This is a genomic window from Candidatus Mycalebacterium zealandia (genome assembly GCA_014075295.1).
In the GTDB taxonomy this organism is placed as follows: Bacteria; Desulfobacterota_D; UBA1144; order Nemesobacterales; family Mycalebacteriaceae; genus Mycalebacterium; species Mycalebacterium zealandia.
Genome location: CP046180.1, coordinates 716,680 through 729,557, shown reverse-complemented (window position 1 = coordinate 729,557; position 12,878 = coordinate 716,680). Strand labels below are relative to the sequence as shown.

General features: G+C 48.9%; 13 protein-coding genes. All 13 read left to right on the top strand.

What is annotated here, in order from left to right:
* Window positions 1-10: 10 nt before the first annotated feature.
* The 13 genes from GKS04_03580 to GKS04_03520 all read left to right on the top strand — a co-directional run bounded on the left by GKS04_03580 (window position 11) and on the right by GKS04_03520 (window position 12,870).
* The gene (locus tag GKS04_03580; GenBank protein QMU56244.1) at window positions 11-1,330 is read left to right on the top strand and encodes a nodulation protein NfeD; all 1,320 of its coding nucleotides are present in this window, start codon (window positions 11-13) and stop codon (window positions 1,328-1,330) included.
* Window positions 1,331-1,340: 10 nt separating this feature from the next.
* On the top strand, window positions 1,341-2,108 hold the full coding sequence (locus GKS04_03575; GenBank protein QMU56243.1) for a slipin family protein: 768 nt from the start codon (window positions 1,341-1,343) through the stop codon (window positions 2,106-2,108).
* 26 nt (window positions 2,109-2,134) lie between these two features.
* On the top strand, window positions 2,135-2,611 hold the full coding sequence (locus GKS04_03570) for a hypothetical protein (GenBank protein QMU56242.1): 477 nt from the start codon (window positions 2,135-2,137) through the stop codon (window positions 2,609-2,611).
* A gap of 32 nt (window positions 2,612-2,643) precedes the next feature.
* Complete coding sequence (rpmF, locus tag GKS04_03565; protein ID QMU56241.1) at window positions 2,644-2,838, top strand: 50S ribosomal protein L32; 195 nt, start codon at window positions 2,644-2,646, stop codon at window positions 2,836-2,838.
* 25 nt (window positions 2,839-2,863) lie between these two features.
* Entirely contained in the window at window positions 2,864-3,790 is a 927-nt protein-coding gene (gene fabD, locus GKS04_03560) for an ACP S-malonyltransferase (protein ID QMU56240.1), read from the top strand.
* A 4-nt stretch (window positions 3,791-3,794) separates the two neighbouring features.
* Window positions 3,795-4,547: a 3-oxoacyl-[acyl-carrier-protein] reductase gene (gene fabG / locus GKS04_03555; protein QMU56239.1), complete on the top strand. Its 753-nt coding sequence runs from the start codon at window positions 3,795-3,797 to the stop codon at window positions 4,545-4,547.
* Between the two features lie 72 nt (window positions 4,548-4,619).
* The gene (acpP, locus tag GKS04_03550) at window positions 4,620-4,856 is read left to right on the top strand and encodes an acyl carrier protein (protein QMU56690.1); all 237 of its coding nucleotides are present in this window, start codon (window positions 4,620-4,622) and stop codon (window positions 4,854-4,856) included.
* A complete protein-coding gene (gene fabF, locus GKS04_03545) occupies window positions 4,846-6,078 on the top strand; it encodes a beta-ketoacyl-ACP synthase II (protein ID QMU56238.1) in 1,233 nt (410 codons plus the stop codon). Before acpP ends, fabF begins: the two co-directional genes overlap by 11 nt.
* 24 nt (window positions 6,079-6,102) lie before the next feature.
* Complete coding sequence (gene acnA, locus GKS04_03540; protein QMU56237.1) at window positions 6,103-8,775, top strand: aconitate hydratase AcnA; 2,673 nt, start codon at window positions 6,103-6,105, stop codon at window positions 8,773-8,775.
* Between the two features lie 102 nt (window positions 8,776-8,877).
* Window positions 8,878-9,735, top strand: coding sequence for a hypothetical protein (locus GKS04_03535; protein QMU56236.1), 858 nt, complete (start codon window positions 8,878-8,880; stop codon window positions 9,733-9,735).
* Window positions 9,736-9,856: 121 nt separating this feature from the next.
* The gene (locus GKS04_03530; GenBank protein QMU56235.1) at window positions 9,857-11,233 is read left to right on the top strand and encodes an NADP-dependent isocitrate dehydrogenase; all 1,377 of its coding nucleotides are present in this window, start codon (window positions 9,857-9,859) and stop codon (window positions 11,231-11,233) included.
* A gap of 20 nt (window positions 11,234-11,253) precedes the next feature.
* A complete protein-coding gene (gene mdh / locus GKS04_03525) occupies window positions 11,254-12,192 on the top strand; it encodes a malate dehydrogenase (GenBank protein QMU56234.1) in 939 nt (312 codons plus the stop codon).
* A 3-nt stretch (window positions 12,193-12,195) separates the two neighbouring features.
* Window positions 12,196-12,870, top strand: a complete 675-nt coding sequence (locus GKS04_03520; GenBank protein ID QMU56233.1) for a hypothetical protein — start codon at window positions 12,196-12,198, stop codon at window positions 12,868-12,870.
* The last annotated feature ends 8 nt before the right edge of the window (window positions 12,871-12,878 follow it).

The window sequence follows — 12,878 nt, the reverse complement described above, 5'->3', positions numbered from 1 at the left end:
TTTTCAAACAATGAGTGGCAAGGCACAAACCGCATTAATATGCGCGTTTCTGGCGTGCGCGGCTTTTATTCCGGCTGGAGCGGGCGGGGAGACTGAATCCCGCCCGGAGCAAGTGATAGTCGCGCCGCTTAAAGGGACGGTCAATCCCTTCTCGGCGGATTTCATCAAAACCGCAATAGAACGGGGAGGCAGGGAAAAAGCCGAAGCGGTGATTGTGATTATTGACACGCCCGGCGGTTTGCTCAATTCAACAAAAGAAATAGTGCAGGACATTCTCAACTCGCCCGTGCCGGTCGTTGCCTACATTTCCCCTTCCGGCGCGACTGCAACCTCCGCAGGCACTTTTATATTTCTCGCGGCTCACATAGCCGCAATGGCTCCGGGAACCAGCGTGGGAGCGGCGCATCCGGTTACGATGCAGGGCAAGGCGGAAGAGGGGAAAACCGGCGAGAAAATCACAAACTTCGCCTCGTCATATATTGACAGCATCGCGCGCCAGAGAAAACGCAACAGAAAATGGGCGGTCAAGGCTGTTACGGAAAGTTCGTCCGTCACCTGGGAATACGCGGTGAAAAACAACATCTCCGACCTCACCGCGCCGGACATGGACACGTTGCTGAACAAAATTGACGGGATGGAAGTTAAAGCGGGCGGAAAAACCATGAAACTTGCGACGGCGGGAGCAAAAATCCTCACGCACAAAATGACGGCGCGCCAGAAAATGGGAAACATTCTCGGCTCTCCGGACATCGCGTATCTTCTTCTGTCTCTGGGCTCAATAGGAATTTTGATGGAGATATACAATCCCGGAAGTATTTTTCCGGGCGTTGTCGGAGCCATCTCCCTTATGCTCGCTTTCGCCGCATTGCAGGTGCTTCCGTTCAACTACGCCGGGCTTGGACTTATCATGGTGGGAACGGGGCTTATGATAGCCGAGGTTTTCATGACAAGTTACGGACTTCTCGCGCTTGCGGGACTGGTCTCCCTTATTGCGGGAGGGACATTGCTTTTTGATCCGGCGCAAACGGGAGGCGTGAATGAAAAAACGCTCGCGACTGTTGGCACGGCTTTTGTTCTTATATTCGGAGCGGTCGCTATCTCTGTGGCGCGCTCACAGAAAACATCGGTTGCCGGCGGAGAGGGACAGGTTGCCGGAATGGAAGGCAAGGTTGTTGACTGGAACGGCGGAGGAGGTATAGTTTTTATCGGCGGAGAATACTGGAAAGCCGAAAGCAACACGCCGCTTTCAAAAGGAGAGCGGATTATTGTTGAGAAAAAAACAAAAGGCTTGAAAGTTAAAGTAAAACGCTCTGATTCTGGAAATTCTTAAGAGTTAAAAAATGATTCCAACTCCTTCAATAACAACCCTGGTCATAATAGGGGTCCTGCTCCTGCTGTCGGGAGCAAAGATTCTTAAAGAATACGAAAGAGGCGTGGTTCTGCGTCTTGGGCGCGTTATCGGCGTCAAAGGGCCGGGCTTTGTCTGGATAATCCCGTTCGTTGATAAAATGACGAGGGTCAGTTTGCGCGTAATCGCAATGGACGTTCCGCCGCAGGATGTAATTACAAAAGACAATGTTTCAGTCAAGGTCAATGCCGTTTTGTATTTCAGGGTTGTTGATCCGATAAACACAATTATCAAAGTGGAAAACTACTATTACGCGACCTCTCAACTTGCGCAAACAACGCTCAGAAGCGTGTTGGGACAGGTTGAACTGGACGGACTTCTGACCGAAAGGGAAGAGTTGAACACTAAACTGCAGGAAGTTCTTGATGCTCAGACCGACGAGTGGGGAATCAAGGTTACGCTTGTTGAAGTGAAGCATGTTGACCTGCCGCAGGAAATGCAGAGAGCTATGGCGAAACAGGCGGAAGCTGAAAGAGAGAGAAGGGCGCGCATCATAAGCGCCGAAGGCGAGTTTCAAGCGTCTCAAAAAATCAGCGAAGCGTCCGACATACTTTCAAGAAATCCCGCTTCGCTCCAACTGCGCTTTCTTCAGGCGCTCTCAGACCTTCCGTCCGAGAGAAACTCAACTATAATACTGCCTCTGCCGATTGATATTCTGAAACCTTTTCTTGAAAAAACAAAGAATGAAACGAACACCTGACGGAAAGACACTTTGAGAGAAAATCCATGCTTTTTGAAAAAGGAGAAATAGAAAACGACCGGCTGTTTTTTGAAGTTTCAAGAAACGCCGCATGGCTAACGAATATATCGGAACTCTCCGAAAACAGAGAGGATTTCAGGTTGCTTTCCCCGATTCTGTTCAAAACGGGCATTGAAAAAATGGGTGGCGAGATTTTCATTTCGGGAACTTTGAGTTTTGAACTGCTTTCACCGTGTTCCCGTTGCCTCAAGCCCGAGAAGAACAGCGTCAGCCACGAGATAAGCTCTTTTGTGCCGTTGCCCCCGAACGAGAGCAAAATAGACATCTCAGACGACATGCGCGAGCAAGTCGCCATGGCGATACCCGAAAAAACCGTCTGCGCGAAAAACTGCAAAGGACTTTGCATATCCTGCGGAGCGGACTTGAATGAAAATTCCTGCAAGTGTGAAAGGCGGGAAGTTGTCCCGCGCCTTAAAGCGCTTAAAGAGATTAGACTGTCTTAAAGTGTATTTGACGAAAAAAGGAGAAAACTGTCATGGCGGTTCCAAAAAGAAAAACATCAACTTCCAAATCAAGAAAAAGAAGGACTCATTACAAAGCACAAACTCCCGCGAGTTCAATGTGCCCTCAATGCAATGAGAAAATGCCTCCCCACAGGGCTTGTCCACACTGCGGCTACTACAAAGGCAGAACTTTCATGAAATCAGAGGATGAAGAAACAGAGCAGTAAAACTCGTCCGTTTCATAAGATATAGATAGCAATGACGGCATTTGTTTTCCCAGGACAGGGCTCACAGTATGTTGGAATGGGAAAGGATTTTTACGACAACTTTCCCGAAGCCCGATTCGTGTTTGAAAGTGCGAGCGAAGCCATAAATGAAGACATGGCGGCTCTGTGCTTCAATTCAGACGAAGAAATTTTGAGTCTCACGGCAAACGCTCAGCCGGCAATTTTGACCGTAAGCGCGGCAACTCTCGCGGTGCTTGAAAAGGAAACGGATATACGTCCGGACTTTGTCGCGGGGCACAGCCTTGGGGAATACTCCGCGCTCGTAGCCGCCGGAGCCATTGAATTCGCGGATACGGTGAAAATCGTCAGAAAAAGAGGCGAGTTTATGCAAGAGGCGGTTCCCTCAGGCGAAGGAGCGATGGCGGCAATCATAGGTTTGAAAAAAGACGAGGTTGAGCAGGTGTGCGAAAACTGCTCCGGTGGCGGCGCGAAAAATGTGTGGCCAGCAAACTACAACTCTCCCGAACAAACCGTCATATCGGGACGCGCGGACGAAGTGGAAAAAGCTTCAAAGATATCTATTGAGCGTGGCGCGAAAAGAGCAATACCTCTGAAGGTGAGCGCGCCTTTTCATTGCCCGCTTATGAGCCCCGCCGCGGAGAAACTTGTGCAGACGCTTGAAAGCGTCAAAATTTCAGAGGCGCACGTGCCAGTCATAACAAACCTTGAAGCGGCCCCCAACACTGACCCCGAAAGAGTCAAAGAGATTTTGCTTCTGCAGATAACAAATCCGGTCAGGTGGTCTGAATCAGTTGAATATATGAAAGAGCGGAATGCGAACAAGTTTATTGAGATAGGTCCCGGCAAAGCTCTTTGCGGACTTATAAAAAGAACCGTAAAAAACTTGGAAACTTCAAATCTTGAAATGACGGAGCAGTTGCATAAGATTTAGCAAAATGTTTTCGGAAACGGAATTTAGAGGCAAAACCGCCCTCGTCACCGGCGCATCAAGGGGAATAGGAAGGCAGACGGCAATAGAACTTGCGCGCGGCGGTTGCCATGTGATAGTGAACTATGTTTCAAACACCGATGCGGCAAAGAAAACGCTTGACCTTATAGAAAAAGACGGAGGCAGCGGCGAAATAATGGGCTTTGATGTCGCCAATTACAAAGCGGTCGACAAATCCCTTGAGCCGATTGTGAAAAAAAGCGGCATTCAAATACTCGTTAATAATGCGGGAATCACAAAGGACAAACTTTTTGTCAGAATGAGCGAACAGGACTGGGATGATGTTCAAAGCACAAATCTCAAAGGGGTTTTTAACTGCACAAAAGCCGTGGTGAGAAGGATGCTTAACGACAGATACGGAAGGATAATCAACATAACGTCCGTAGTCGGCGAAATGGGAAACCCCGGACAGATAAATTACTCTTCGGCGAAAGCGGGAATAATAGGGTTTACAAAATCGGCGGCAAAAGAGTTTGCTTCGCGCAACGTAACAGTCAATGCTATCAGCCCCGGATTTGTGGAGACTGACATAACGGCTCCAATCCCCGAAGAAATGAAACGCGTATACCTTGAATCCATCCCGCTGGGAAGATACGGAAAAGCCGAAGACATATCCGGCGTGGTGGCTTTTCTGGCGTCCGAAAGGGCGTCTTACATCACTGGTGAAGTTATAAAAATTAACGGTGGTCTTTACATTTAGTCTTGAAAAAAGATATAAAGACAAAAAATAAACTAAGGAGGACATTAAATGTCTCAAGATAAAGAAACTGAAATGGTAGGGAAAATTAAGGGTATGATAGCCCAGCAATTCGGCAAATCCGCTGACGAGATTGAACTGGAACAATCATTCATTGACGACTTGGGAGCGGATTCCCTTGACTTGGTTGAACTCGTTATGACGATAGAGGACGAGTTCGGAATTGAAATTCTGGACGAAGACGTTGAGAAGATTATCACCGTTCAGGACGCAGTTGGTTTCATAAAGGAAAAACAGGGCGATGGCGCGTAGGGTCGTCATCACAGGCATAGGGCTTATAACTCCGCTCGGCATTGGGCACAAAGAAACCTGGGAGGGCATATGCGCCGGAAAAAGCGGCGTGGGAGCGATAACGCGCTTTGATGCCTCAGACCAGAAAACACAAATAGCGGGCGAACTCAAAGAATTCAGCCCTGAAAATTTCATGAGCAACCGTGAAGCCCGCAGAGACGATCCGTTTATTCAGTACTCAATAGCTGGCACAAAACTCGCGCTTGAAGACGCGGGGCTTGAAATCACGGATGAAATCGCCCCGAAAGTTGGAATCATTATCGCTTCGGGAATCGGCGGAACAATAACCTACTGCAAAATGGTAAGGACTCTTGACGAAAAAGGTCCCGGCAGGGTTTCACCGTTTTTTATTCCGAATGTGGTAACAAACATGGCGGCGGGATACGGGTCCATAAAATTCAACGCACGAGGTCCCAACTGCAGCACCACAACGGCGTGTGCGGCAAGCGGGCACTCGCTTTCCCTGTCAGTGATGCTGATTAAAAACGGAGACGCGGAAGCCATGATAGCAGGTGGGAGCGAAGCGCCGCTTGTTCCTCTTACGGTTGCGGGCTTTAACGTCATAAAAGCGCTTTCAACCCGCAATGACGACCCTGCAACGGCGTCAAGACCCTTTGATGCTGAAAGAGACGGCTTCGTGCTCTCTGAAGGAGCCGGGACCGTGATTCTGGAAGAGCTTGAATTTGCAAAGGCGCGCGGCGCGGAAATATACGCCGAAGTGCTTGGCTCCGGAATGAGCGGAGACGCGCACCACATCACGGCTCCGTCCCTTGACGGGCCCGTAAGATGCATGGAAATGGCACTTCGCAATTCGGGTCTCAATCCTCAGGACATTGACTACATCAACGCTCACGGCACATCAACAAAACTTAATGACTCCAATGAAACCGCCGCAATAAAAAGCGTTTTCGGCGACAAAGCGTATGGTATTCCCATCAGTTCCACTAAATCAATGACGGGGCACATGCTTGGAGCGAGCGGAACGGTTGAAGCATCTTTGAGCGCTCTGGCAATTAAAAATTCAGTAATTCCCCCGACTATCAATCTTTTTAACAAAGACCCTGAGTGCGACCTTGACTACGTGCCCAATGAGGCGCGGGAAGCAAAACTGAAAACCGTACTCTCAAACTCATACGGCTTTGGCGGCACAAACTCCGTAATCGCGCTTGGAAAGTTTGACTGACGGGTTCTCTGAGAGGTAAGAAAAATACAGGACAAATTCAAAACGCTTGAAGAGATTGAAGTTGGTGGTAAAAAATTCCTTGTTTATTCCCTGCGAAGACTGGAGGAAAATTTCGGAAAAAAAATCGGCAAACTTCCATTCTCCATAAAAATTCTTCTGGAAAACGCGCTCAGAAACTATGACGGCAAAACCGTTACCGAAGATCATGTGCGCGCCATAGCGGAATGGAATGGCGGAAAGCCGGCGTGTGAAATTCCCTACAAGCCCGCGAGGGTAATTCTGCAGGATTTTACGGGCGTTCCGTGCGTGGCGGATTTGGCGTCAATGCGGTCGGCGGTCGGAGGAATTGAAGGCGCGGACTACTCGCGAATAAATCCAATCGTGCCCGTTGATTTGGTAATAGACCACTCCATACAGGTTGATTTCTTCGCCGGAAAGGACTCATTTTCCAAAAATGTTGAGATTGAATACGAAAGAAACGGCGAACGATACCAGTTTTTGAAATGGGCACAGAACTCTTTTGACAATTTCCGGGTCGTTCCGCCGGGAACTGGAATAGTGCATCAGGTTAATCTTGAATGTCTTGCGGATGTTGTCGCTTCGGGCGAAATGGAAGGAAAAACACTCGCCTATCCGGACACTCTGGTCGGGACAGATTCTCATACAACGATGATTAACGGTTTGAGCGTGCTCGGTTGGGGAGTCGGCGGAATAGAAGCTGAAGCGTGCATGCTCGGGCAACCGCTTTATATGCTCATGCCCGAAGTCATAGGTTTCAAAATCACCGGACAACCTTCTGAAGGCATCACGGCGACCGACGTTGTTCTCACCGTTACGGAAATGCTCAGACAAAAAGGGGTTGTCGGAAAATTTGTTGAATTCTACGGCGACGGGCTGTCGGAACTGTCCCTCGCGGACAGAGCCACAATAGCAAACATGGCACCCGAATACGGCGCGACCATGGGATTTTTCCCCACGGACGCTGAAACCTTGCGCTATATAAACTCAACCGGCAGGGGAGACCGCGCCGAGTTGATTGAAAAATACGCAACCACGCAAACGCTTTTCAGGAAAACCGGCGAAGAACCCGAATACACCGACACTCTTGAACTTGACATTGAGACTGTCGTGCCCTCGGTTGCAGGTCCCGACAGACCTCAGGACAGAGTGGCGCTTAGCAATTTAAAAGCCTCGTACGAGAAAAGTATCAGCGAGAAAACAGACGGCTCAAGTGCCGGCAAAACAAGAATTGAAATCAACAATGAAAGCCACGACATTGAAGATGGCTCGGTTCTCATCGCGGCAATTACAAGTTGCACAAACACTTCCAATCCGTCCGTTATGATGGCAGCGGGTCTGCTTGCGAAAAAAGCGGTTGAAAAGGGTTTGCAGGTAAAACCTTATGTAAAAACAAGCCTCGCACCCGGCTCACGGGTTGTTACGGACTACCTATCTTCGGCGGGATTACTTGAACCTCTTGAAGCGCTCGGGTTTCACCTTGTCGGATACGGATGCACAACCTGCATCGGCAACAGCGGACCGCTTCCGCACGAAGTTGAAGAAGGAGTCAAGAAAGGAAACCTGACCTGCGCGTCCGTTTTGAGCGGCAACAGAAACTTTCAGGGCAGAATTCACCCGCTTATAAAATTCTCCTATCTTGCATCCCCGCCGCTTGTGGTTGCTTTCGCTCTCGCCGGAACCGTGAATACGGATATTCTGTCCGCCCCGATTGGCAAAGACGAAAACGGCGCGGAAATCTACCTCAAAGACATATGGCCCGGTCAGGATGAGATAAACAAAACCCTTTCCGAAGCCATCAGTCCGGAAATGTTTAAGCAGCAGTATTCGCACGTTTTTGAAGGCGACGACATGTGGTCGAGCCTCACCGCTCCAAAAAGACCGATTTACGAATGGGATGAAAAATCCACATACATACAAAATCCGCCTTTCTTTGAAAACTTTTCCCTTAAAGGCTCGACACAGGCGCGTCCGCAAAGCATAGAAGAGGCGAGGGCTCTTGCGGTTCTGGGAGATTCGGTAACAACGGATCACATTTCGCCGGCAGGTGTAATTCAACCGGACGGACCGGCGGGCAAATATCTGATTTCAAAAGGCGTTGAGAAAAAATACTTCAATAGTTTCGGAGCGCGGCGCGGAAATCATGAAGTCATGATGAGGGGAACTTTCGCAAACATCAGAATAAAAAACCTCATGATTCCCGGAACCGAGGGCGGATACACGGTGCATATTCCATCCGGGGAGCAGATGGCAATTTACGACGCGGCGAACAAGTATATGAAAGAGGAAACTCCGCTCATAGTCATCGCCGGAAAAGAATACGGAACCGGCAGTTCGCGTGATTGGGCGGCAAAGGGAACGGCTCTTCTGGGAGTGAAATGTGTAATAGCGGAAAGTTTTGAGAGAATCCACCGCAGCAATCTGGTCGGAATGGGTGTTCTTCCCCTGCAATTCAAAAAAGATGAAAATGCTCAAACTCTTTCCCTGACGGGCTTTGAAACCTTTTCCATACAAGGGCTTTCAGGTGAAATCACACCCGGACAGGAATTTACCGTAAAAGTAAGTGGAGAGAGCGGAGAAAAAAACTTTTCCGCGATTTGCCGTCTGGACAGCCCCGTTGAAGTAGAATACTACAACAACGGCGGAATCCTTCAGACGGTAATTAAGCAAATGATTTGACTTCCGTTTATTTGTTTTTGTTGTGGCGGTTTGTTATATTCAGAGGATATTGAAGGCGCACCAAGAGAGTTGAAGTGCCGTTACTACTGAGTGTGCACCTAAGTGTGGAAGAAAAAGAAGACCGAAAAATATTTTGAGCCTTTTCCCGTACGCTGGAGAATCGGGCAAAGGCTAAACAATTTAAGCAAGTGGCTCATAGCCGCGCTTGCGGCAATCTGCGTCATAGGACTTATAGTAGTATTCCTTTCCCAGCACACTCCAAAAAACAGCCTCACGGACATCACTTTCGTTCGTGACGCGACCCACAGACAGATTGAAACCGCAGTCAGAAAAGGAGCGGACGCTAACGGAAGAGACGATCGGGGAAATTCGCCTCTTATAATTGCCGCCATAGCAAGGCAGGATACGGAAAGTTTTATCACTCTTATACAAAACGGGGCGGAGGTCAATGCAAGAAACAATGAAGGCAAAACCCCTCTTATGGTAGCGGCGGAAGTAAATCCGAACCATGAAGTTATTCTTGCTCTGATAGAGAACGGAGCTGATGTAAGAGCCCGAACCCCGAACGGAGAAACCGCTCTTATGTTTGCGGCGTGGAACAACACAAACGAAAAAATACTTGAGACTCTCATAGAAAAAGGAGCCAACGCCAATGAGGTTGACAGCAACGGCGAAACCGCTCTTATGAAAGCGGCGTGGAACAACGCAAACGAAAAAGTAATCCTCGCGCTTGTGCAAAACGGAGCGGACCCAAACATAACGGGGCTTGACGGAAAAACGCCTCTGTTAAAAGCCGCGTGGAACAGCACAAACCCCGACGTTGTGGTCGCTCTCATCAAAAACGGCGCGAACCCGCACAAAACGGACAGGGAAGGGAAAAAAGCGATAGACCGTCTCCTGGGAAACGAACACCTCAAAGATTCAAAGGCGTATTGGGAACTCAAACAGGTGGATTTTTAAACCCCACCGGCTTAAAACCACCTTGACGCCGTTGACAACAACTTCTTGCACAATTATTATTCCCCGAACCGAAAGACTGCTTTCGGACACTTCATTTTCGTAATTTAGGGAGAAAAGACATATGCCGCAAGGAAAGACAATAAGCATCAAACAGGGCAAACTGCAAGTTCCCGACAATCCGGTAATTCCCTTCATTGAAGGGGACGGAACAGGACCCGACATCTGGAAATCTTCCCAGTATGTTTTTGATTCGGCGGTCGAAAAAGCGTACGCCGGAAAGAAAAAAATTGACTGGTTTGAAGTACTCGCCGGAGAAAAAGCGTTTAATGAGACCGGAAACTGGCTTCCGGACGAAACCGTTGAGGGTTTTAGAAAATACCTTGTGGGAATCAAGGGGCCTCTCACAACCCCGATTGGCGGAGGCATAAGAAGCCTCAATGTGGCGCTCAGGCAAATACTTGACCTTTATGTCTGTCTGCGTCCGGTGAGATGGTACGAAGGCGTTCCGAGTCCGGTCAAAAGTCCTCAAAATGTTGACATGGTGATTTTTCGCGAAAACTCCGAAGACATCTACGCGGGAATTGAATGGAAATCTCAAACTCCGGAAGCAAAAAAAATCATCAATTTTATACAGGACGAAATGGGAGTTGAGAAAATCCGCTTTCCTGAAACTTCGGGAATTGGAATCAAACCGGTTTCACAGGAAGGAACAGCCCGCCTTGTCCGTGCCGCGATTCGCTACGCTCTGGAACACGAACGCAAAAGCGTCTGCTTTGTTCACAAAGGCAATATAATGAAATTTACCGAAGGCGCTTTCAAAGACTGGGGCTTTGAGGTGGCGGTTTCAGAATTTCGTGACCAGACCATAACAGAAAGGGAAAGCTGGATACTGGACAATAAAGACAGAGACCCGGAAATCAGCATCGAAGACAACGCGAAAAAAATAGACCCCGGATACGACATGATGACAGAAACACAGAAAGCTGATTTGTGCAGTGAAGTGGAGAATGTTGTCAATTCAATCTACGGTTCACACGGGAACGGAGCATACAAGAAAAAACTGCTGGTTAAAGACACCATTGCGGACATAACTCTTCAGCAGGTTCTCACCAGAGCCAAAGAGTTTGACGTTATCGCAACCATGAACCTCAACGGAGACTATCTGTCAGACGCCCTTGCCGCACAGGTCGGGGGAATAGGAATCGCTCCGGGGGCAAACATAAACTACGAAACGGGGCACGGAATCTTCGAGGCAACCCACGGAACGGCTCCTAAATACGCCGGGCAGGACAAAGTGAACCCCAGTTCGGTAATTCTTTCCGGAGTCATGATGTTCCGCCATCTCGGCTGGAATGAAGCCGCCGACCTTATTGAGAAAGGCATGGCGGAGTCAATCAGGAAGAAAACCGTTACCTACGACTTTGAGCGCCTTATGGACGGAGCAACTCTCCTAAAATGCAGTGAATTTGGCAACGCCATAGTTGATAATATGGGTTAAACCCCAGAGGGTAGCAAAACATGGCCAGGCCGAAAGTTTCCATCATAGGCGGAGGTAACGTTGGCGCGACCGCAGCTATGAGAGTCGCTGAGGCCGAGATTGCCGACGTCGTAATCGTTGACATAGTTGAGGATATGCCGCAGGGCAAAGCACTGGACATGTCGCAGATGTGCGCGGTCCTGGGTGTTAACGTAAAAGTCTGCGGAAGCAATGAATATGATGAAACGGCCGGTTCGGACATCATAATCATCACTTCGGGCATCGCGAGAAAGCCGGGAATGAGCAGAGATGACCTGCTTGCCACAAACACAAAAATTATCCGTCAGGTAGTCAAAGCGGCGGTGAAAAAATCCCCGAAGGCAATTCTTATTCTTGTAACCAACCCGCTTGACGCTATGGTTTATGCGGCTTACAAAACAAGTGGTTTCCAAAAACACAGGGTGATGGGAATGGCTGGCGTTCTGGACTCGGCGCGCTTCAAAACCTTCATAGCGGAAGAACTGAATGTTTCGGTGGAAAACATAGACGCGTTTGTGCTTGGTGGGCATGGAGACGATATGGTTCCGCTTGCGCGCTACACGACGGTTTCGGGAATCCCGCTTACGGACATTCTTCCGAAAAAAAGAATAAACGCCCTGATAGATAGAACCCGCAAGGGCGGCGCGGAAATTGTGGGACTGCTTAAAACAGGAAGCGCTTTCTATGCGCCGGGAGCGGCCGCGGCTCTGATGGCGGAAGCCATAATCAAAGACAAAAAACAGGTTCTTCCATGCTGTGTGCTCGCCGAGGGCGAATACGGCGTCAAAGGAATGTTTGCCGGGCTTCCGGTAAAACTTGGCGCGGGCGGCGCGGAAGAGATAGTTGAAGTAGACCTTACGAAGACCGAAGCCAAACAGTTGAAAACTTCAGTCGCAAGCGTAAAAGAGTTGTGTGATAAGATTGATAAAATAAAAGGATAATCAATGCCATCAGTAGCGAAAAAAATTCTCAACGCGCTCACGGGCATTGGACTTATCTCATTTCTTGTAGTCCACCTTCTGGGCAACTTGACGCTTTTCAGCGATGACTCAAATCTTTTCAACACCTACGCCAAATACCTTCACGACCTCGGCTGGCTTCTCATGGCTATTGAAATAGGGTTGCTTGCGCTGTTCGCCGCTCACATAATCAGTTCCATCGCCATCACAATTTCCAACAGAAAAGCCCGCACCGGAAAATACGAAGCGACGTCAAAAGGCAGAGCAACCACCACAAGCCCCGCGGTTTCAAGAAATATGATTTACACGGGCATACTGCTCGGAGCGTTTGTCGTGTGGCATGTTTTGTCTTTCCGGTTCGGTCCCGGAATCGCCGAAGGGTACTACACTACGATTAACGGCGAAGTGACAAGAGATCTTCACGCGCTTGTTTACAATTTTTTTGAAAGCCACCTCAATGTGGTTCTATATATGGCGGCGATGATTTTTCTGGGCTTCCACCTGCGCCACGGATACTGGAGTGCGTTTCAGTCTCTGGGAGCGGTGAACAAAAAATATATATCTTTTGTAACCACGGCGGGATACTTGATGGCGGTTGTTCTGGCGGCGGGATTTCTTGTGATACCACTTTGGGTGCACATCACCGGGCACGGAGGATAAAAAACAAA

What these genes read in the sequence shown, in the direction of transcription:
- fabG (QMU56239.1), top strand. Translation starts at nt 3,795, where the DNA reads ATGTTTTCGGAAACGGAATTTAGAGGCAAAACCGCCCTCGTCACCGGC.
- GKS04_03520 (QMU56233.1), top strand. Translation starts at nt 12,196, where the DNA reads ATGCCATCAGTAGCGAAAAAAATTCTCAACGCGCTCACGGGCATTGGA.
- GKS04_03570 (QMU56242.1), top strand. Translation starts at nt 2,135, where the DNA reads ATGCTTTTTGAAAAAGGAGAAATAGAAAACGACCGGCTGTTTTTTGAA.
- GKS04_03575 (QMU56243.1), top strand. Translation starts at nt 1,341, where the DNA reads ATGATTCCAACTCCTTCAATAACAACCCTGGTCATAATAGGGGTCCTG.
- GKS04_03580 (QMU56244.1), top strand. Translation starts at nt 11, where the DNA reads ATGAGTGGCAAGGCACAAACCGCATTAATATGCGCGTTTCTGGCGTGC.
- GKS04_03530 (QMU56235.1), top strand. Translation starts at nt 9,857, where the DNA reads ATGCCGCAAGGAAAGACAATAAGCATCAAACAGGGCAAACTGCAAGTT.
- acpP (QMU56690.1), top strand. Translation starts at nt 4,620, where the DNA reads ATGGTAGGGAAAATTAAGGGTATGATAGCCCAGCAATTCGGCAAATCC.
- fabF (QMU56238.1), top strand. Translation starts at nt 4,846, where the DNA reads ATGGCGCGTAGGGTCGTCATCACAGGCATAGGGCTTATAACTCCGCTC.
- rpmF (QMU56241.1), top strand. Translation starts at nt 2,644, where the DNA reads ATGGCGGTTCCAAAAAGAAAAACATCAACTTCCAAATCAAGAAAAAGA.
- mdh (QMU56234.1), top strand. Translation starts at nt 11,254, where the DNA reads ATGGCCAGGCCGAAAGTTTCCATCATAGGCGGAGGTAACGTTGGCGCG.